Genomic DNA, 21,042 nt, shown 5'->3' on the forward strand with positions numbered 1-21,042 from the left:
AGAAAGAGCCCACTTAGTTGTGGACTCTCATTTGAATTTTTAGAATTCACCTCCAGGCCGTAGTAAACCAACAACCTTTATTTGTTTGAAGGTACTTGGATAATCTGTCCTGGATGGATTGTTGCATTGATTTTATTGATAGATTGAATGAGGGACACAGCTTGTCTTGGATCACCATTGTAATAACGCTGGCTGATGTCGTACAACGTATCACCACTCTCAACAACGTAACTTACGTACTCTGTGTCTATTTGATTGACATCAGTGAATACATTGATGGCAAAAATCGAGATACAGACAATAGAGACAGAAGTCATCCAAACTTTAGTCCTGCGGAGAGAACGTTTAAGTTTTAAACAGATTTCTTCGAGCCCCTCAAGGATTTTAATCATTGTAAGTGCGAATAGACGAACTGTTCTTCTTTTCATTTTTAATATGCCCCCTTATTTGGAATAAAAAAAGGCAGTGTCCTGTTTTAGACACTGCCAAATTTATAAAAAAAGAGAAGTCTTCCGCCTAATTGGACAGAAAGACTTCTCTTATATCAATAGATGATTTGAGATTTTAAAAAAAACTTGATATTTCAACTTAATGGTTTGTTAGCAAAGGTTTACTCATTTATGAAGTAATACCATGCGTAACCGTAACGTCTTCACAGGCGATGCTGCAAACGTCCCCTCAGAGATCTATACTTTAAAGATAAAAGTATATCCTGAATCAATTCCTAATAGTTATCTTCATCTGCTTGATGTTCATAACGTGCACGAATTGAGTTTATCTGAGGTAAGAAAATGATATATGCCGCTATTGTATCATCATTTTTCGGTTAACTTCAAGCACATCATTGTTTACATATCGGTGGCTAAAAGTAATGTCTTCTGATTTCTAAATTAACTTTAAGAAAGTTTCTAAATCAAATAAAAGGGTAGATATTCACTTTAAATAAGCGATTATCTACCCTTTCTTTAATTGTTATTGAAGTTTGCAAGCAATGACGCGGTTGGGAATCCAGTGATTTGTGTAGACCCGTCTGTTGAAATAAGAATTTCTACATCACGAGAAACAAAATCAGTGTAGGAGTATCTGTTGCTGATGAAATGTAATGTTTGATTATCACTCCCATGTAGTCCCTGAAAAGAAGCAGCTGTTGAATCAAAACGGCCATCAATCAGAACATCGATGTTGGCCAAGATATCATTGCCGTATTTCAAATTACGAATCTCATTCATATAGAACCCGCTAAATACAACGATCGTATACCCAAGTCTCTTTAGTTTTGTGGTCATTTCAAGCAATGCTTTCGGTTGAAGGAAAGGCTCTCCCCCACTTATTGTGATATCACTTACTGTATCCGGAATGGAACAGATGATCTGGGATAACGACATACTCACTCCGCCATCAAGGGAATGAGTTTTAGGGTTAAAACAACCTGGACATTGAAACTTGCACCCTTGAAAATGGATAACCGTTCTAACTCCAGGTCCATTCACTTCGGAATAAGGAGTTATTTCGTGGATCTTTATCATCATCTTAGGGTACGGCCTCCTCTTGTTACTGACTTGTTTTTGGTGCGACTTGAAGCAAGTTTATACTCACTTTTGAATGATCGCTCGGAAACCTTACCAAGGCCTTTTTCATAAGGTTCTGTTGCAGCTTCGCAACCGTCCCCGTTATATCCGATAGCTTCGATCGTTAACTCACCATCTGGACTGATTAATATGATTACTTCCTTCATATATACTCTCCTCTTTAATTAGCTTTGTTGAATTCTCATTTTGATAGCGCCGTTAGGCAGCTTTTGTTTAATGATGGTATGCCCCTGGCTTTGAGCAACCATGACAGCGACTGCAATCTGATACTCCTGCAGTAACCGGCCGGCATTCTTACCGATCTCCTTTTCAACGTGTCCTCCCCACCAATCGGTACGAAGTTCATATTTCTTTTCGACTTTAATGACACCAACGTCATAGGGACCTTTTAACTGAATAACGTAGTCGGCGTGAAATTCTTGGGCCTTACTGTACGCTCGAACAACCCCACCTTTAACAAATGTCAGTTTTAACTCTTTGACTGCACGCTCAAGTGCAGGAATGTTTGTAATGATTGTTTCGATACGAGATGTGTGTGACATGTGAATTCCTCCAATAAGTTAGATTAATAATGTGTTAGATTATGAGAGCCTTCTGGAAGGTCTACTTGTTGACTCAACTTTTCTACGTTGTGGCTTTTTAGTCACCGGTGCTGATGCACTACGAGCATATTGATTAGCCCATTCCCGCATAGCACTGATTTCATCTCGTCGTTGGCTGGACAGTGGAATCGTTTGATCTGCAGCCGATATAAGATGTTCAGTGAGAAGTTCACTTTTTTCGAAGAATGCTAAGGCAATACCGTCTACAATGACTTGTTCCAGCTCAGCACCTACAAAACCGTCTGTGACCTGAGAAACACTGTCCAAGTCGAAGTCCAGGGCAGTACGTCCGCGTTTCTCGAGATGGATACTTATAATCTCTTTCCTTTCATTCGGGTCAGGAAGATCGAACCAGAATATTTCATCAAACCTTCCCTTCCGTAGCAATTCAGGAGGTAGATTGGTAATATTATTGCCCGTGGCCAATACAAATACATCTTGTTCTTTCTCTTGCATCCAGGTGAGTAATTCTCCAAATACACGAGAGGTTACACCAGAGGAATCGTTCCCTATACCAGAGAGCGCCTTCTCAATCTCATCAATCCATAGAATACAGGGGCTCATGGCTTCAGAAGTTCGCAGAGCGGTCTGCATGTTGGCTTCGGATTCTCCAACATACGAACCAAATACTTTTCCGATATTGAATCGTAAGATGGGTAATTCCCACAGGTTTCCCAATGCGCGGGCTGAAGCGGACTTTCCGCCGCCAGAAACACCACAGAGTAGAACCCCTTTAGGTGACTGCACACCAAACTCCTTGGCTTCTTCGGAAAAGGCTTCCTTTCGAATGGCTCCCCATTTCTTGAATTCACTAGCTCCCCCGATATCGGATATTTTATTGCTAGGGGGAATAAATTCTAAAATACCAGTCTTCTTAATGATACTTGCCTTTTCTTGTTGAATAGTTTTAACCGCTTCTGCAGCAAATTCCCGGTGTTTGGTCCAGGCTAATGCGTAGACATTTTCAGCTTCCGTCACAGTTAATCCTAAGGAATTCTTTAGAATCAGAGATCTATATTCCGCATTAATCTTGACATTTTGTGGTTTGGTAAGCCGGTCTAAGATTTCACCGTACTCACCAATAGTTAACGGACTAAATGTTGTAACAGCGATTTCCTTCTCAACTTCTGGAGGAATCACTGTTTTAGGGCTGACAAAAACGATGTAATTTGTAGCAGCCACGCATCCCTTAATCGAATCCTTAAGTAGTTGAAGAATATATGGATTGTCCATGTAATGGTGGAAGTTTTTAAGGACGTAAATTCTGTTAAACACGTCCTCTTCATTGATAAATTCCAACGCCTCTTGTGGGGTAGTCTTGGTTGTTCCAGCAGCATCTTCGGATATAAATTGTGATGAGTCTTGTTCTTCAGATTGAATCGGTTCACTGCCTTCTTCAACGAAGTCTTCGGTATCTGAAAAGGATTCTTTAATGTGGTCCACAAAGCCATTAGTACAGGACCAAACTTTCATGGATAGATGAGGATCATTAGCAACGATATCGGATAGAGAATCAAGACATCTTTGTTCCTCGAATGTATTGATCCAAATAGCCGGGTAGCATGCATGGATATAATTCTCAATAGTTTTAGTTTCACTCATTTTTGAACACTCCTCAGTTTTTTTGATTTTTATAAAAAAGAAAAGAGACCTTACCCCTTTTTCGGGATAAAGATCTCAGTGTGAAAACTATAGTTAGTCGAATAAGGATAATTGACGTGTGCCACGACTTCGAGGCTTTCGTTTGGTTTTTAGTGATGAAACGGCGTGAAGCATACGTTTCATATCAGTAATGGATGAGTTCATCTCTTGTAGATCGCTAGTGAGTAGGCCTTGATAATCTTGAATGACATCAAACGAAAGGTTGGTCTCATTCACAATACTTGAGATTTCAGAAGGTGTTAAACTTTCCCGATTCTCATAAGCATTTCTTAAATTTGTTAAAGCCGAATTCAACTGACTCACTGTGGCTGTACGGACCAGGTCCATTGTATCTTTGGTTTTAATGAGAGGTATCATATATGCTGAGCTACACTCCAGAAGATTTACAAATCTGACGAAGGCACGCAATGTTTCCTCATGTTTTATAGGGATAAAGTAAACGCCCCCAGATGTCTTTACCATTACCGGCGACATATTTTTAATGGACGATATACACATGTGACGTACTGCAGAATCGTCATGGGTAGTTTGGTATTGTACAAATAACTCTTGTACCCTATCTACCAACGGTTTAATATCCGGATTGATAATATCTGAATGTAATAGACGGATATCTCTCTCGAAAGTGATGACGGCCTCGTTTGTGTTATACTGCAATTTTTCGTCTTGTTGGGGATCAATTACCTCCCTTACAATGCTCCGGACAATGCGTTCAGAGTCATTAACAATTTCACGTACGAGAATTCTCTCAGATCTCTTACCATCCTCCGCTGCTTGTTTGCTTTCTATCGCTTTGGTGGATCTTCGGAATGCATCGGGGATCCTTATTTGGCCAGGCAACAAGTCTTCATCAATTCCCGAAACTCTAACGTGTGACTCTAATACGTTTCGGTCAATTAGTTTTAATCCGATAGAGTACCATACTAGGTAACCCATCAGCTCCACATTATCTTTGTCTTCCATTCCAACTGCAGTAATTTCCTGTGCCATTTCCAGCGACATTTTTCTCATATTTATCGATCCCTTCAAGGTTAGTTATTATGGATATTGAATGAGAAGTCCAATTGTTCATAATGGACTGGCTTCATTCTGGTTGGTAAGATGATTTTTATTTGTGACTGCACCTCGGCTGATGAGTAAGGAGCAGCTTTTACTTGTGATTGTCGGAATTCATTGAAAAAATCAAGCGGAATCGTTTTAATCAAGTCTGCAGATCCATCTTCATTTAAACGTAAATATCGAACAGATTTTGTGCGCAAACTTGCGATCCACTCAACTCCACATTCCGAACAGTACCACTGCCTACCACCTCGGTAGAAGCAGTTCCCATGGACGATGTGTTCAACGTTGAATGGACAACACCGGACAGAAAGAATTCTTGGTTGTAATGAATCTATATTGATACTGCCTTGGTAGTTGCCATGAATCCTTGAAGATTTTTGTTTCTTTCTCGGCATTACAGGCATCTCCTTTGAATAAAAAAGGGAAACCCTTCAATGAAGAAGGATTTCCCTTTTGATATTTTGGTAAATTCATTCACAAGTATGATTCAGAGAATCAATGAACCTGAATTAGAATGGCAGATCATCGTCAGAGATATCGATTGGCTCTGGATTCCCATACTGTGAATTATCATAATTTGAGCGTGAATTAGATTCAGTTTGACGATTAGTCTGATGGTTATTATTGCTTCGGTTTGATTCAAGAAAACGAACATTATCAGCAATAACCTCTGTAACGTAGACCCGTTTTCCTTCATTATTTTCGTAGTTTCTGACCTGTAATCTACCTTCAACCGCTACTAATCTACCTTTTCTACAGTAGTTTGCTACGGTCTCAGCGAGTTGTCTCCATACTATAATCGGAATGAAATCTGTCTCTTGTTCACCTTGATTCTTATATGGACGGTCTACGGCAAGCGTAAAACTCGTTACAGCTACTCCCGCCGGCGTATACCTCAAATCCGGGTCTTTAGTTAATCTACCCGTCAGGATTACACGGTTCAACATAGGTCACTAGCCTCTTCTCTTATCATTGTCTTAATGCTGATTGATATACATCTATAAGGCCTCGAGAAATATTGTTTACTCCTTCAGCCCAGGTAGGTGATTGATTACCAGAGCCATAAGCCTCCAATACTTCATCCACCAAATTGTAGTCCAGTTCTTTAGATAGGTTCTCCAGGTATTCAATACCTTGCTGAAACTGGTTATTCTCAATGCACAAAATTAAATGGACCAATGCATCTCTTTTTTTGGAGTCGAGATATTGAAGCCATTCAGCCCAGATCCAATCATGGATTTTTTTTATATAGTTCTTGTCACGAACTTTCTTTTGAGGGGTTCTATTATCTAAAAAACCGATTAATTTAAGCTGAGTAGCACTTAATAACTCAGCGGGATGCTTTTTATTTCTCCGCTTCTGGAGCTTCGCTAAATTAACCCCGTTTTTCTGACGAAGGTCATTTAGGATCTCTTCTCGAGGTCGGTTCTCTACTTTTTGGATAAAATCAAGAATCCCCCCGTTTTCTGCGCAAGTGAAGCATTTGTACACACCTTTTAAGCGGTTTAATGAGAGTTTATATTTGCCTTTGGACAAGCTATCACCGCACCAAGGACAACAAAATTCAGTTTGCTCTTTATTAAGTGTATTGGATCTTACTTGCAGACCGGCCGATACAGCATAGTCCACAATATCAGGCAAGTAACTTGCGGTGCTCATTTTGATTCACCCCTTGGATGTAAGAATGCGGGATCTGAACCCAGTCCCTTTTCATCGTTATCTTTTTAGACATGAAAACAGTTCTAGCTGATGCAATCTCTGGCTGATGACTAAAGATAGTCTGGAAGATATACAAAACCACCTCTGTATGCCAGCACGATCGTTTAAGTTGGATTGCGGGACATTCATGTGCAATGACAATCTGACCCTTTATGTAAGTAGCTGCAACGAGATAGTTACCTTCCCCTTTTGAAGAAGATAATGCTACAAAAATAGTGAGCGGGTTTGTCTCGTTCTGATTTTGTTGTGTAAATACAGCGTGTACTTGATCAAGTTTTTTTGGTTTTTCACTCCTCACAGGAAATTCCTCCTTAATTTTTTTATTTATAAAGTAAAAAAAGCCCACATCCGTTTGGGATGTAGACTTTTTGGAAGATCACCTAAAGTGATTATGTATATAAAATTAAATTATCGAAAGCATGATGAAACCAAGTAATTAAGATAGGAAAAGTAAACTCTTAACTGATCCTTCCACATAATATTGCCCTTTCATAAATGAATCCGCAATTTTACCAATGACTCTTGATATACAATTTGTATATCGATCCATTAATTTCACTATAGTATTATCATCGTCTTATAGACGTTCATAATGATGTGAAATAGTATTGGTACCAGGAAATTAAATATACGTTAATTATACTGAGATATTGTTGCTGTATCAAGTGAAATAATGTATTTCATCTTGTTACGTCATCTTATCTTGGATTTAGCATATGAACTAGGAAAGTCTCTAATCTCCCAAAATCAGTTTCTCCGTAACGAGTTTTAATATTCGGTGCTAGTTCTAATTCGCTTTTCCTTTGTCCAGGTGCTGTCTCTTTCGATCCTTTGTGTAATTGGAATATTTCCCAAGGGACTGCGTTTGTGATTTGATTAAACTTCTTATCAAGTTTATCACAATAACCGGTAGCATTTATACTTTGGACTGGAAATGCAAAGTTCCGATATAGCATGAAATTGTTCTTCGTATAGTTTTGAATTTTAGTTGAAAAGTAGGCAACTCCATCATATTCTTCAGATTGTTGAATCCACTGTAAAAGTAATTGAGGAATTATATATTCAGGTTTAAAACTGTCTTCAGGATTCAAAACACGAACCGAACAGCATAATATTAATGGATAATGAAGAATATAGGTTCGAATCATATCCTTGTAGCTTTTAGTTGTTGAGTCTGAGCAATCCAGTTTAAGAAATTCCTCGAGAGAGTCTGCAATTACCGCCGGAGGAATAGATATATCAAAGCTTCTTAAATTTTCAGTCGGTAAGAAGAGGGAAGTGTGCGTACGAATTAAGTCTGGTCGCCCCAGTTCTTCCCAACAGGTAAGTGGAGTTGATCCTAGATATAGGCAGGGTAAGCCAGGGATACTGTATCTATTTGTTTTTACCCACCCCCTATGTTCAAAAGGTATGTGAAACATTTGATTCCTACTGTACTGGTTATTTGAATTTCCAATTCTCATTTTGAAATATAATGTGTCTTGATTACCGTACCCTTTAAGAAGAGGAGTAATATTCAAACCTGCAAGTTTCTGCATACAATCGTCAAGTGCCTTATAGGATGAACCTGGTAATCCTTCGTAATAGCTATCTAAGGCCGATTTTAAGTCGTCACAAATTTTTTGTATTGTGTCTATTTCCTGTTCATTTAAGATTATTGAATAACACGAACTCTGTTTTATACTTGTGCAAAAAAAATCAAGCTTGTCTTTCATAAAACGTATAAAATCTACCTGTGATTTCTCTCTGCTTAAAGGTAGATTTAAATCATTTCTCAGGAATTGAACTAATGGTGAGAATACTTTAGCCCAATCTAGAAGATTTTTCACATGTTGCCTCGATTTGAACTGTTCCATAACACCAATCTCTCGATTATGAAGGGAGAATTCTGGACGAGGTATTAGCTTACCGTATAAGCTAAAGGCGATTTTGCTAATCTCATCCTCACAATAATGTTTGCTCTTCATTTTTTCTTCAATTTCATTGACTAAATGTGTGTAATCTTCTTGCAATCTAATCCCCCAAACAATTAATGTAACATTAGTATAATCCTTGATCGGGAAACTAGCCTAGCATTCTCAAAAAAAGCATCCATTCTCTTAAACAAGAAAAGGATGCTTTACGTAGGTTATTCGGTTGTACAATTAAACCGAGAGGGACTGAGAGGTTAATTGAGCGTGCTTAACAAACGTTCGGCTGCTGGATTGGAAACAGGTTGTATTGGTTCCTGAATCAGTTTTGGACGACTTTTAAATGGAGGGATAAGCTCAGATTTTAACTCCCCGTTTTCAACATAAGAGAAGCTAACAGAGAGATCTTCTTTCAGAAGATTATGGTCCGTTGTTATTCTAAATAAATGAGTTTCCTTAATATCTAGAAATGCGTTTGCTTCAGTTAACTGACTTGCGACAATAAGAACCTTTTCCTTATTATCCCCGAACCGAATCTGATTCAGAACCTTCTCACGCTGGCCCTTGTCTCTTAAGGTAGCAATCTGAAATTGCATGCCTCGGACTGTGCAAAGGGCATCAAATGGAACATGTGAAGCATCCATCTGGGTAGCTGGATCTACTTCGTAAAAACGTGAATAAAACTGGGAAACCATTAATTTACTTAGAACCTCTACCGTTAGAGCCTTTTGAAACTTCGGATATCCAAGTAACTTACGAGCCGGATTAGATAAGCTATAGATTGGTAACAATTTATTATTCTCTTTTCCTGTCATCGTGTGCTCAACCAGGTATCCTTTATCCAACAGGAAAGAAACGTTCTTTTTTCCTCGTCTGATGTTCCCAGGGTTCAATATTTTCGCTAATTGTACCCTGGTTGCAAAGTAGAGGAACCCCATCTTCTCTACCACCAGTCGTTGTGCGGTATTCAATGTTGAGGGCTTTAGTTTGATCGTATCAGAGGGCTGCCGTCCCCAACTTATAAAATACTTGTTGCCTATATGAAATGGCGAAAGATCCGAACTCATGATGAATGTCCTCCCTGTTTTAAAGGGGAGACCATGTTGGCCTCCCCTTCGTTTGGTTTTAATCGTAAAGGCGTTAAATGGCAAATCAATCAGAGTTAAATCACTTTACTTTGGATACTGCCACCCATTTCACTTTTCGTAACATCAATTCGTTGCACTCGAACACGCACGGTATCTCCCTTTTTAACTTTACCTACCTTCGGTTTCGGCTGCCGGCACAGGATGTCTACCCCTTCTGATAAGTTGACGAACACACCGTACTCAACAACGCCCGAAACGCGGCCCTTGTAGATATTGCCCTCCGTGTATCGGGTAGCGCATTCTGGCCAAGGGTTTTTGTAAAGCTGTTTGCTGCTTACTTTCAGCGTCTTACTTTCCTTCTCCAATCCGATGACCTTAACCCGAATGCTCTCCCCAGTTTTATAACGATCATGCATGTTGTCGATCCACTCATAGGATACCTCGTCCGCTTGAAGGTATGTTTTGATGGCACCAACATCCAGATGCAAAGAGCGATTATTGACTCGAGTAATTTTAGCTTCAATGATCATATTCTCTCGTAGCCGATCCCAAGTCAGTCCTTGAAGATGGTCAATAGCCTGTTTGCTTGATGCGCCAAAAATTGCTGAGTTACGGTCAAGTTGAAGAACTTTATAATAGATTGTTGTACCGACGGCATCTCTCAATTGTGCCCCATTTTCAAACTCAGTTTCGTCGATAGGGATAATTCCTTTGATATGACCTACGAATACAATACCGCATACCTTGCCAGCGTGAGTTTCAACACCATCCAGTTCAGCTTGCATAATACTTCGGTTCTGACGGGCTTGATAGACCAATTCCCAGGCTTCTTGCTCAATTTGACTTTGCAGCTGCTCCTCATTTTCGTTTACAACCTTCAACAGGACATCATTTTGGACAATATTACTCATTACTATCTCCTCCTTGAAATGGGTTATTCTTTAAATTTCCAAAAACTATTCGTGGTATCGGGTATTTCTTCTTCAATAACCGTTGACTGATCTGATGTCTTCTCTTGTATATCCTTTTGGGATTCTTGTTGAGCATCCGTCCTGGATTCTGATTTGATCCTTTCCGGATGGGATTTGTTCAGGCGTCGATCAGGAGGTGGCTCTGGCAGAGGAGCTTCTGCATAAAATCCTGAGATTTCTTTTTCACTGATCGCTGGCTTCACCTTTTCCTGCTGGGTCTGTATCGGTTCCACTTTTGGCTCTTTGTCTGCTTGATAGTCAATAATTTTGAATTCTGAATCTTCTTCAACTGTTGTAAATTCGTCATCTTGGCCATTAGTATCAAAGAATTCATTCTTTTCTACCAAGATGTTGTTATTATCCAATGTATCTCTCGCAAGAATGGGAGTTTCCAGAGTCAGTTCTGTTTGAAGAACCTCTTCGGTTGGAGAAGGTTTTTCTTCCTTGCGAGAAAGGATCAGTTTAGTTTTAAGAACAGAAAGTGCAGTAAACTTATCAGATAGATTTTGTGATATTATCTTCCATTGCTTCTCGTCTTTTTCGAGTCTCTTTTTAAAATCAAATTCGAAATCTTCCCAGGTGTATATGCGGTTGATGGGGATTTTCAGACTCTTCACAGATTTGACGTAAATAAAAGATAGGATCAGCATGCCAATTAGACATATCAGGCAGAATACATTAGTTAACACAGGCATCGTATTGCCAGAAAAGTTACTCATCATCCGGTTGATTATGCTTCCGATCATCCAGTCAAACGAAAGGATGCAACCATAAAGTGACAGGTAATTAACTTTTTTAACGCACTTGTATACGACAATATGTCCTGTTAAGCCAAGGATCCATATGAAGAACGGGATACCAAACCCCAATGGATATAATCCAAGAAATAAAGCCATTAATCCGATTATTGAAAAGAAGAACAAAGATGGTATGTAAAGCCGTAAAGCGATGGGTACGTATTTTAAAAGGATTTTCACGACATTAATTTGTACCTCCTTCAATAGCACCATCGACGAAGTTAACAACAATCTCTGATCCTGTAGCGTCAGAATATGCTAACAATGGTACATAGACAGAACAAGCTTTTTCGATTTCATGAGATAAGATTGTAGTGAGCTGTTCCCTCTTATGTGGGGATAGTTGATGGATTCTTTCAACCAACGAATGGTCACTTACACAATTTATAGCAAACTGGACTGCATTTGCTGCGTTCGTTTGGGTATTCAATGCCAAATCACTCCTTTCAATAGAAATAAAAAATGCGGCGTACTGAGAGTCCACATAGTAAGAAGACTCTAGCACGCCGCATCTACGGTAGTGTTAGTTAAAGTGTATTCAATTAATACTTCACTAGTTTATCATGATTTACATCAACAATCAAATTAAACTTGATATACCACTCACACTTAACCCTATCTGTAGTATAAATCTATCCTCAATACCTGTTAGTTTAAGGAGTTACCAAGTAAGCCAACCACTCGTGCGTTTATAATTATGTAAGAGCTCGTATTGCTCGCTACGCATGAGTCGTTTCATTTTTGTTCTATATTGTTGGTAATCATGCTTTCTATCAGCTTTACTTTCTTTGTTATAATGAACACTTTTAATTCCCTTACGGAAATCTTTGACCTTCTCTCTTCTGGGATCTTTGAGTTTATTACGATTTTCCAGACTTTGCTGGAGCACCTTTTCCCCAAGATATATCTCTTCCCATGTAAACATCTTCATCCCCGTTATGCCGGGTTAGATTTGGCTTTTGAAGCCATGACCTAAGCATAACTAATAGAAGAAGATCTTTGGATTAAACATGTAATCACCTCATATACTTTCTACCCTTATTTTAATATATAACGTAAAAGTTATTCACTTGTTTACTCACAACAAAAACTTTCTTCTAAGGTTGTATAATGATGCCTCAATTCTCCTTATAAGTGAGGGAGAAAACGGCAGCCGTCAGATGTTAGGGAAAAGCACTTGACGATTGATTCCCCCATTTCTTCTACTCTAAGTTGCCTATTGATTTAGGTTACTACAGTAAAACATTACACAATAATCGTTCCCTAAGGAGGAAATTAATCATGTCATGCTCTCAAACTAACCTAACACCTATCACCATGTCTCCTATTCCATCACCTGTTCTTTCTAGTGGCTTTACTGCTATCTCAGGTCAACGTCTTTACGTTTGCGATAATCCTGAACCTTTGGCTCCTAGCACTTTTACCACACCGATCATTACTCTATGGCAGGATTCTGTGCCAAGTTCGACTTCTGTTCGTTACCGGGTATTTATGTGGCACCATAATGACACTGCGCAAACAATTAAATACGGGTTGACCGTTGGGAATGGTGGAACAAATCCCATCACAGTAGGCTCAATTAAATACGAAACCACGGTTACATCTAACAATGGAGATATTTTGACTAATGCTGGTCTTTGTCTCTCCAAAGCACTTTTGGGTCAAACGTTAACTGCAGACAGTACAACAGTAAGCGTACCAGGTAATTCGGTACGGACTGTTAAAGAGTTCACACTCGCAGCTGGGCAAGTTCGGGGTCTAGTAATGGAGTTTACCCTTTCCAGCGCATCTGCCATGTCAGCTAAAATTCGTACTGTTGCAGGTAATAGTACTTCCGCTGTTCTAAATACACACCAAGGGGCTGTTGTAAGCTCCGTAAAAACACACCCACGAGGAACTTGGAACTATGCTGATGTCCAAGGTAGTAATGCGACACTTACTCTAGATAGCAGCGGTACATCTAATAGTGTTTCTGTTCTTGACCAACCTTCTGTGTTCCCAGGTACACTACCGAATAGTGCTGCTTATGGCGGTATCTACAAAACAAACTTAACAATTAAAAATAATTCTGGAGCTACGCAGACTGTAAACCTTTATCTCAATCCACGTGGCGGGCTATTTGCAGGCGCTGTCAAAGTAGGCAGTAATGCTGTGAACGGCGTTTCCAAAACCAGACCAACGGAAGTAGTGAAAATCGGAGCCTTCTCTCTGTCCAATGGACAATCGATCACTGTACCTGTTCAAGTGACTGCAGGTGGGGGTAGCTCGACACCGATCGCATTCTTTGCTAAAAAGGCTTAATTGTTTTACCAATAATACAAGCGATTCCTAATTTTAGGGGTCGCTTTTTTGCTTTTCATACCATTTTCCCCTATTATTTAGATGAATTGAAACTTTTTGATAACTCACAGCGTTTAGATTATATCTTTCTTTGGAGGCGAAGATTATATGAAACGTATTGTTAAAATTGGACTCGCAGGGGTGTTGCTCACATCCGTATTCAGCGCAGGCGCGTATGCAGCATCCGTAGTTCCTAAGGTCTTTATTCATGGTAATGACATTAAAAGCGGCAGTACAGCTCCAAAACTGATAGATGGTTCAGTATATGTTCCGCTTCGTACCATTTCGGAGGGACTTGGAGTAGATATTCAGTGGGACAATAAAAACAAAACAGTACATGTGAATTCTGACCCACAATTTAAATCCGAAACTGGTAGTGTGACTTATGTGAATCAACGTGACTTAGCTTTTAATTGGATCATGGCATATGATGATCGACGGAAAGAAGATGTGCTTGCCTTAAATGCACCTGGATTCAAAACAGATATCTACAATGAAAGCTTTCCTTCTGGAACCTATAACATGGCAAGTATTGTTGATATGCAGCCTGTAGATCGTAACGATACAAGCATCACTGTACGAATAGTTCAACGAGTCACTGCAGAAGATGATTACAATGTGAAAGTTGAGAAATGGAAGTTTACCTTTGAGGGAACAGATAAAATTAAATCAGTTATGGTTGTACCTAAATCAACGCAATATTTTGATCGCTATACTTTGTTCCCTGGAACCAGTTTTGGAGAATGATTGGAGAAAGCCGGGTATTCCCGGCTTTTTTTGTTAGCATGTGTAAAGTAAACTTCTGGTAATATTAATGCAATCCTGATTGGATACATAATAGTTCTTCATTTATTTTCTCTTTTAGATACGAATTGCTCATGATCGAACGATACAAATCGCCGTTAAATCGATGGATGACCTTTGCAGCAACCCTACGGCCGTAAATGTCATTTAAAGCATCAGATGCTTGGCCCTTGGTCCATCCTTGATCATAATCAATTCGATTTCTTTCGAGTTGGTCTCGTTGAGCAGGACTCATCGCTAGATTACGCCACCTTGCCTCTTTCAATATTATTTTTGTCTTTATATTGCTAAGGAAATTCTCCGCAATTCCTTGAGCGTACTCCAGGGATAATGGCTCGTGATGTAAAGGATATAACTGCTTGTTTTGATTTTCGAAGATGATCCACCAGTGCTCTTCCTCTTTAATCAGGTAACAATACTGTTGGTTTCCGATACTGATATAGTACGCTCGATCCGAAAATGAATTCCAAAGGTAGATCGTTTTGGTGGAGAAAAGGTTTATTTCGCGCATTTTTTTGCCATACTCGAATGCTATTTGTTTTAACCTCTCGTGAAATTCGACAACGGATTCTCCTTCTTCCATGACAACACCAAGGAATAGGTCAAGTTCCTCTTCCTCTTCTTCCTCCAAGTCCAATCGTCCAGGAGGGAAAAGATTGCTCAATGTCATCAGGGAGTGATCTTCAGTGACACCTACCACATCTAAAACCAAACAATCCATTTTATCCGGATATAGACGGGTACCACGACCAATGCACTGAATGTAAAGACTTTCGCTCTTCGTTGGACGGGCCATGAGGATACAACTGACACTTGGTTCATCGAAACCTTCTGTAAGGATCATGCAATTGACCAGCACTTGAATAACACCGGTTGAAAATTCCTGGAGTATTTTAGACCTGGCCTCCTCTGGCAAAGATCCATCTATTGCTTTAGCCCTAACATCATACTTGGCAAGACCTTCTGCTATATCGTAGGCCTGCTTAACGTTAACAGCAAAAACAATGGTTTTACGAGATTCACCGTGCTCCAGATAAGCTTGCACGATCGTGTCAATGACGCTCTCTTTACCCATCTGTTCTCCAAGCTGCTTCTCATTATAATCTCCAGCCATCGTTTCAACAGACTGAAGATCTAATTCATCAATGACGATTTTTTTTCCTCGGACATCACAAAGGTAACGTGCAAGGATGAGATCCAGTATGGATTTTTCCAACACGATTTCTTCGTAGACTTGACCCAATGCTTGTCGATCCAAACGATTAGGGGTAGCTGTGATGCCTAACAGGGGGGGACCGTCTGCCTCAAAACAACCTAAACTCTCCAATACTTTCATGGATCCTTTAGATACACTGTGATGAGCTTCATCATAAATGACCAGGCCTGGCTTTACCATTTGTCTCCCTCGGATAAGGGTTTGGGTGGATGCAACGATTACGTCAGCTTCTTGTTCATTATCCACCCCTTTGACTTTGCCGACTTTAACGTCACCCCAGACCAATTTCATTTTTTCTGCAGTCTGTTTGAGCAGTTCATGACGGTGGGCGATAAAGACGATCGGCAAGCCGTTATTGTATCGGTCCCTGAACAGCTTAGAGATGGAGGCTGCAACGATCGTTTTACCTGCGCCTGTTGGCAAAACAATGAGCTGCCTTTTTACACCCAGTATCAGTTTGTTGAAAAAGGTCTTTTGAGCCTCTATTTGATAATCTCTTAAAGCGATTTCCAAAGAAACCAACCCCTTTTATTCATTTAGCTGAAATGGATCAGCCTCAAAATCCTCAATCTCTGTAACTCCATATAATGCTCGGAGTGAGTCAAATTCCTCAGCAAAGTTCGGATCCCCACCTCTTACTCTCTTAAGATAATCTTCTTCTTCAAAGTAGAAGATCTTATCGACTGTGGCCGCATCAAGATAGTCAGATATAATAAGGGCCTTTTGCGGATTGAGGCGTCTGACCTCATCTGATGTGACTGCCTGCCTTTCGGCCGTAGAAACCGTCTTTTTATCCGGAACCAAACCAAAAACGCTAGACGATACGCTCTCAATAGGTATAGTAGCTGTTCCACAGAACCAAGAAGCATACTCACTGGATACTTGGGAAAGACCGCTTAAAAATACTTTGGTCTTCAAGTTGTTTAAAAGGTTGGCTGCCTTATCCTCTCCATACTTTTGTCTTAGCTGTTCCACCCCTTGAATACCCAGGGCCAGACCCATACGTCTCGAGCGTGCTGTTGCTGCGACCGTGTCAATGATCGGAATAATTCCCAAGTTTGCAAACTCGTCCAAAAAGAACAGAACTGGGAAGCCATCGGTGATGTCCTGGAGCCTTTGGAGGAGCTGTTGGTACAGTACAGCCATAAGTGGGGCAGCATAAAGCGATTTGGTCTCTGGAACAGATACAAAAAGAACCACAGGCTTCTTTTGGTCACCATTCATTCCATACCTTAAATGCCGTGGTTGGATATCATTTCGTTCAGCAAAATGGACTACTCGATCATCCATAAATAGCTGCATATTCGTAGCAATAGTCACTTTGATACTCGCTAAAATCTTTTCAGAACCCGCTGCTTGTTTAAAGAGTGCATATTCACGCCGGCATAATTTATACTTGGCAAATAGAACGTCCATCTCTTCCATATCCATGAAGAGAATGATGTCCATGGCTTCCCCGATTCGAGGGCATTCCGGATTACGATATTTAACATAGAGGAAAGCTGAAACTAAAAGCGGTAATGACATATTAAGCCATGTTGAGTCCCCTCCCCCCTTCCCTTGTATTTCGAAGGCCAGACCCCCATTCATCAATATGAGTTGGGCTATTTCTTTGATTTCCGCATAATCCTTTGCAACAGCAAGCGGATTGTATCCTGGGAAATGATTTTCAAATGGTGATAAACGTATCGTTTCGAAACCACGGCGACGCAATTCCGGACCGGTCTTCCAGTACAGTTCTCCCTTGGGGTCGGTGACAACTGCAGATACTCCTTCATCTAAATCTAAAAGGTTAGGAATAAAAAAAGTACTCGACTTACCTGAACCGGTAGGTCCTACTAAGGCTAGGTGTTCATAGGATAGTTTCTGTGACATTCGAACATTTTGACCGAGGATAAACCCACCTTTCCCCATAATCGGTCGTAAGGTTCTGTAATCCATCAGACTTGCGGTACCGCGGTTATTTGTAGATGCTGCAGCTGAGCTCATTTGGACCTGCCTCCTTCGTTTATTGAAGAACAAAAAAGGCGTCTGAAGAAACCAGGGGATGCCCTGTGTCTCTCCAAACGCCTTACTTGGGGTAGTTTGGTTAAGGATATGTCTTTGTACAAATTCTAACCTATAACCAGTGGCGGTGACAACTGTCCACTATTGGTTACTCAGAAGCATTGTCGGAACTCACTCGTTTCTCTCGGGTCTGTTTACGCTTCTTTTTTATGGCGATGTCCATCTCAATTACGATGATGAAGACAACTGCAAACAATAACACCGTTAGCCAGGGGATATCGATACCAAAAATAAGGCTGCAAAGTACAACAGTAACAACGTAACCCGAGATGTTCTTCAAATATAATCCTGATCTGCTTTTAAAGAATTCTTTCATCATTCTGACCCACTCCCCATATAAGAACATTCTACAGGAAATGATGGTAGTAAGTATGTACCGGTCTCTTTGGATGAACGAATTGGGAAAATATCAAAAAGCATACGAAGTTCATAAGAAGAATCTAGATGATAGTTCTCTCTAAAATATGAAATGAGTTCAGAGGTGACTTCTGGTGTATCAAAGAAAGAAGGATCTACATAGACGGATAGCTGCTCAGTCATATATCCATACTGTATGACACTAAAGAGGATCACATCTACATACTGGCTTTGATTAGTGTTGTGAGAATGACGGCTACTAAGAATGACATTTTTGTTCTCAAATTGGCTTCCTACATAAGTTGGCTTTGAAAATCGAGCTCTTTCAATGAAATAATTCTTTTTTTCAAAGATGGGCTTGCCGTGAAGCGTGGTGAATTTCGGAACGATATTCTTACGCATGGCCAGCTGAGAAATCGTCCGAAGTCTCCGGTAATACTGTGCATAGGATGTAGCAGCGTCAACTATAGGATCAGAAAGATCATTGTTATCTACGTATTCTTTAAATGAGTAAAATATTAATTCGGCTACTTCTGCAGGAGCATTGTCCATAATGAATGACATATCACGATAAATCGAAAGCTCCGGGGCAAACGTGACATTAGGATTGTTTTCTTGGATGTTGCGGATTTGTAACGTCGCTTGACTCTGGTTACCAAACGGCAGGCAACAGAACACGTACCATTGTTGATTATGGTTTGTAAAATACTGCAGAAGCGGTCGCAGTTTTAGATCACTCAGTGTGTCTACTCTGGCAACCTGCCAATGTTGCATAGTTAATTCCTTAAGGTCAGCTTCTTCTACGTTAATGGGTGCCTCGATATACAAGATTTGCCCAGACGCTTGATTAAAGTGAACCTTAAGATCAATATATCGGTCGTTAAGCAGTTGGAAATGAATTTTTATTCTATTCAGCTCATCGAGCGATACAGATTCATTTGAAAAACGAATTTTATAGTGAGTAAATCGATTTACTATATCCATAATCAGTCTCCTTCTGATTTATCATCAGAAGTGCTGATCTCCATTTATATTTGATGAGCTTTAAAATGAGCTTTAAAAGCACATCTCCAACGATAAAGTTGGCTTGGAGCTCCATTCGTGCCGGGAGGTGCTCATTACCGGATAAAGAGAAAGTGGGAATTAATATGTGTACGAGGAAGCCTTGTCTAGAGCGTCCTTGCATAATGTGAGTGCAGCGCTCAACTCAGATTTCGTTGTTTGATACAGTTCTTCGTGAGGCTCACTTGAGCTTAAATCGACTATTTCACTTAACTGCTTGAGTGCTTTGAACAAATCTGGAGCTGCTGCCATGAGTTTAGCTAATTCTAATGCTTGCTCCTGAGGGAGTGATGGTTGAACAAGAACTGTGGCTAACACCTCATCTGAATCAGGTTGAAACGTTTGGTGCGTGTCTTGAAATAAGTCTGGTCCAGTTAAGACTTGGCGTCGGATCGAATAATCACTAGATTCTACACAAAGTTGTAGACCTGTTACATTTGTAATTGCTGGTGTTTCTTTAAATGTTGAATTCATGGTAATAACCTCCTGAAATGATGTTGGATATTCTATACATGAAGCATAAGTCTGTTTTTAAATATTACAACTCTATCAAATCATTGAAGAAATTTAATGATGTCATTCCAAGTGGCTAATATCGTTAGTCCGATCATTAATAGAAATCCTGCAAAGTGTATCCAGCCCTCTTTTTCTGCAGAGATTGGACGAACCATTCCAATCAAAGTTACGAGAACTCTACCACCATCCAGAGCCGGCAAGGGCAGCAAGTTGAAAATGGCTACATTGAGATTCATGATTGCGGCCCAAATCATTAAATTTTGAATCGTTGAATAACTTGCTATATCGAATGTCTGTTTCATTACTCCTGCAGGACCTGATAGGTTAGATAACGCTTCGTTCCCTAAAATGATGTCCTTTAAACCGTAAATCAAGATAGTAGAGTAATGCCAGGCATCCTTCAATGTCTTTTCAAACACGTTCATAGACGAAAAATAGGAAAACAAGATATTGGTCAACAAGATAAGAGCAAGTGCCACCAGGATATTTGCTAATGGACCAGCTAAAAGAATACTTAACTTTTGAATAGATGATTTACTTGATAATAATGAATCATAGTTAGATACCGGGATGATCCTTCTTCTTTTGCCAACGCATATATAGGCATTCTCACTGAGAGGGAGCGTATACAGATCCTCACCATTTAAAAATGTTAATTTCCGATGTTTGTGATCTAGTTTTTTGATTAACACCTTCTCCAGATCTTGATCGTCATTAACCCTATCATAAATGGCAACTATTCCTTCTTCATTTTTATCAAGGTAAAGCTCCTGATCAATAATAAAGTAGGTTTCATCGTCCCCGGCCATTCGTACATAACCACCAATCGGAAATAAGCGTAGGACAAATCTAGTTTGTTTCATCGTAAAAGAAAATAGTCTGGGGCCCATTCCTATAGAGAATTCTGGGCATCCTACATTAGCTTTTTTCGCGATTATAAAATGGCCAAATTCATGGGAGATAACCAGCAACATGAATATCATAACAACGGCCAAAATGGAAAGTATCATCTATTTCCTCCTAAATACTCTGGTAGTGAGAAAAATGATTGCCTATAGTAATTTTTCATGACTTTGAGGAGGAGGATATTTTGAAGCATTATAAAATGCCATCTTCAAACCCATTGATTAATATCATTAATTAAAACAATAAATTAATACCATTAAGGAATGGAAAAGAACCCTACTAGCCCTTGCACAGCGCAGGTTTCCGGGTATCGCTCTATTTTTTTCCTACTTAATCAATTCATGATAGGCAACGTATAAAACAGCAATCCCAAT

Annotated in this window: 24 protein-coding genes; 2 read left to right on the forward strand and 22 right to left on the reverse strand. The window is 39.8% G+C overall.

The genetic code is table 11. The features are described from left to right. Window positions 1–77: 77 nt before the first annotated feature. The 16 genes from P5G61_RS21725 to P5G61_RS21800 all read right to left on the reverse strand — a co-directional run bounded on the left by P5G61_RS21725 (window position 78) and on the right by P5G61_RS21800 (window position 12,325). Complete coding sequence (locus P5G61_RS21725; RefSeq protein ID WP_024630859.1) at window positions 78–428, reverse strand: LysM peptidoglycan-binding domain-containing protein; 351 nt, start codon at window positions 426–428, stop codon at window positions 78–80. Between the two features lie 537 nt (window positions 429–965). Next, window positions 966–1,529, reverse strand: coding sequence for a 4Fe-4S single cluster domain-containing protein (locus P5G61_RS21730; protein ID WP_024630860.1), 564 nt, complete (start codon window positions 1,527–1,529; stop codon window positions 966–968). Beyond that, the gene (locus tag P5G61_RS21735; protein WP_024630861.1) at window positions 1,526–1,735 is read right to left on the reverse strand and encodes a DUF2997 domain-containing protein; all 210 of its coding nucleotides are present in this window, start codon (window positions 1,733–1,735) and stop codon (window positions 1,526–1,528) included. The genes P5G61_RS21730 and P5G61_RS21735 overlap by 4 nt, the downstream gene beginning before the upstream one ends. Window positions 1,736–1,753: 18 nt before the next feature. Then, the gene (locus P5G61_RS21740) at window positions 1,754–2,131 is read right to left on the reverse strand and encodes a DUF1257 domain-containing protein (protein ID WP_024630862.1); all 378 of its coding nucleotides are present in this window, start codon (window positions 2,129–2,131) and stop codon (window positions 1,754–1,756) included. Between the two features lie 39 nt (window positions 2,132–2,170). Further along, entirely contained in the window at window positions 2,171–3,793 is a 1,623-nt protein-coding gene (locus tag P5G61_RS21745) for an AAA family ATPase (RefSeq protein ID WP_024630863.1), read from the reverse strand. A gap of 93 nt (window positions 3,794–3,886) precedes the next feature. Next, entirely contained in the window at window positions 3,887–4,855 is a 969-nt protein-coding gene (locus tag P5G61_RS21750) for a DUF6744 family protein (protein WP_301248439.1), read from the reverse strand. 29 nt (window positions 4,856–4,884) lie between these two features. After that, on the reverse strand, window positions 4,885–5,310 hold the full coding sequence (locus tag P5G61_RS21755) for a hypothetical protein (RefSeq protein WP_024630865.1): 426 nt from the start codon (window positions 5,308–5,310) through the stop codon (window positions 4,885–4,887). Window positions 5,311–5,424: 114 nt separating this feature from the next. Continuing rightward, window positions 5,425–5,862: a single-stranded DNA-binding protein gene (ssb, locus tag P5G61_RS21760; protein ID WP_024630866.1), complete on the reverse strand. Its 438-nt coding sequence runs from the start codon at window positions 5,860–5,862 to the stop codon at window positions 5,425–5,427. A gap of 22 nt (window positions 5,863–5,884) precedes the next feature. After that, window positions 5,885–6,574 carry a CHC2 zinc finger domain-containing protein gene (locus tag P5G61_RS21765; protein ID WP_024630867.1) on the reverse strand — a complete coding sequence of 230 codons (690 nt, stop codon included), beginning with the start codon at window positions 6,572–6,574 and terminating at the stop codon, window positions 5,885–5,887. Continuing rightward, on the reverse strand, window positions 6,549–6,932 hold the full coding sequence (locus tag P5G61_RS21770) for a hypothetical protein (protein ID WP_024630868.1): 384 nt from the start codon (window positions 6,930–6,932) through the stop codon (window positions 6,549–6,551). The genes P5G61_RS21765 and P5G61_RS21770 overlap by 26 nt, the downstream gene beginning before the upstream one ends. Window positions 6,933–7,332: 400 nt before the next feature. Next, a complete protein-coding gene (locus P5G61_RS21775) occupies window positions 7,333–8,646 on the reverse strand; it encodes an RES domain-containing protein (protein WP_024630869.1) in 1,314 nt (437 codons plus the stop codon). A gap of 155 nt (window positions 8,647–8,801) precedes the next feature. Beyond that, on the reverse strand, window positions 8,802–9,611 hold the full coding sequence (locus tag P5G61_RS21780; protein WP_024630870.1) for a hypothetical protein: 810 nt from the start codon (window positions 9,609–9,611) through the stop codon (window positions 8,802–8,804). 95 nt (window positions 9,612–9,706) lie between these two features. Beyond that, on the reverse strand, window positions 9,707–10,543 hold the full coding sequence (locus P5G61_RS21785; protein ID WP_024630871.1) for a S1 RNA-binding domain-containing protein: 837 nt from the start codon (window positions 10,541–10,543) through the stop codon (window positions 9,707–9,709). Between the two features lie 23 nt (window positions 10,544–10,566). Continuing rightward, window positions 10,567–11,580: an MFS transporter gene (locus P5G61_RS21790; RefSeq protein WP_024630872.1), complete on the reverse strand. Its 1,014-nt coding sequence runs from the start codon at window positions 11,578–11,580 to the stop codon at window positions 10,567–10,569. A 4-nt stretch (window positions 11,581–11,584) separates the two neighbouring features. After that, window positions 11,585–11,830, reverse strand: a complete 246-nt coding sequence (locus P5G61_RS21795; protein ID WP_024630873.1) for a hypothetical protein — start codon at window positions 11,828–11,830, stop codon at window positions 11,585–11,587. Between the two features lie 231 nt (window positions 11,831–12,061). After that, on the reverse strand, window positions 12,062–12,325 hold the full coding sequence (locus P5G61_RS21800; protein WP_236642196.1) for a hypothetical protein: 264 nt from the start codon (window positions 12,323–12,325) through the stop codon (window positions 12,062–12,064). Between the two features lie 356 nt (window positions 12,326–12,681). Between P5G61_RS21800 and P5G61_RS21805 the strand changes: the two genes are divergently transcribed. Further along, window positions 12,682–13,701, forward strand: coding sequence for a hypothetical protein (locus P5G61_RS21805; RefSeq protein WP_024630875.1), 1,020 nt, complete (start codon window positions 12,682–12,684; stop codon window positions 13,699–13,701). 147 nt (window positions 13,702–13,848) lie between these two features. Further along, window positions 13,849–14,487 carry a stalk domain-containing protein gene (locus P5G61_RS21810; protein ID WP_024630876.1) on the forward strand — a complete coding sequence of 213 codons (639 nt, stop codon included), beginning with the start codon at window positions 13,849–13,851 and terminating at the stop codon, window positions 14,485–14,487. 64 nt (window positions 14,488–14,551) lie between these two features. Here P5G61_RS21810 and P5G61_RS21815 read toward each other — a convergent pair whose 3' ends face one another. The 6 genes from P5G61_RS21815 to P5G61_RS21840 all read right to left on the reverse strand — a co-directional run bounded on the left by P5G61_RS21815 (window position 14,552) and on the right by P5G61_RS21840 (window position 20,772). Next, window positions 14,552–16,273: a DEAD/DEAH box helicase gene (locus P5G61_RS21815; protein WP_024630877.1), complete on the reverse strand. Its 1,722-nt coding sequence runs from the start codon at window positions 16,271–16,273 to the stop codon at window positions 14,552–14,554. A gap of 15 nt (window positions 16,274–16,288) precedes the next feature. Further along, a complete protein-coding gene (locus P5G61_RS21820; RefSeq protein ID WP_024630878.1) occupies window positions 16,289–17,749 on the reverse strand; it encodes a type IV secretory system conjugative DNA transfer family protein in 1,461 nt (486 codons plus the stop codon). 166 nt (window positions 17,750–17,915) lie between these two features. Continuing rightward, window positions 17,916–18,146, reverse strand: coding sequence for a hypothetical protein (locus P5G61_RS21825; protein ID WP_024630879.1), 231 nt, complete (start codon window positions 18,144–18,146; stop codon window positions 17,916–17,918). After that, window positions 18,143–19,168: a hypothetical protein gene (locus P5G61_RS21830; RefSeq protein ID WP_024630880.1), complete on the reverse strand. Its 1,026-nt coding sequence runs from the start codon at window positions 19,166–19,168 to the stop codon at window positions 18,143–18,145. The genes P5G61_RS21825 and P5G61_RS21830 overlap by 4 nt, the downstream gene beginning before the upstream one ends. 159 nt (window positions 19,169–19,327) lie before the next feature. Then, the gene (locus tag P5G61_RS21835; protein ID WP_024630881.1) at window positions 19,328–19,720 is read right to left on the reverse strand and encodes a hypothetical protein; all 393 of its coding nucleotides are present in this window, start codon (window positions 19,718–19,720) and stop codon (window positions 19,328–19,330) included. Between the two features lie 80 nt (window positions 19,721–19,800). Continuing rightward, window positions 19,801–20,772 carry a site-2 protease family protein gene (locus tag P5G61_RS21840; protein WP_024630882.1) on the reverse strand — a complete coding sequence of 324 codons (972 nt, stop codon included), beginning with the start codon at window positions 20,770–20,772 and terminating at the stop codon, window positions 19,801–19,803. Window positions 20,773–21,042 lie beyond the last annotated feature (270 nt).

Origin of the sequence: Paenibacillus vandeheii, assembly GCF_030433635.1 — a bacterium.
GTDB lineage: Bacteria > Bacillota > Bacilli > Paenibacillales > Paenibacillaceae > Paenibacillus > Paenibacillus vandeheii.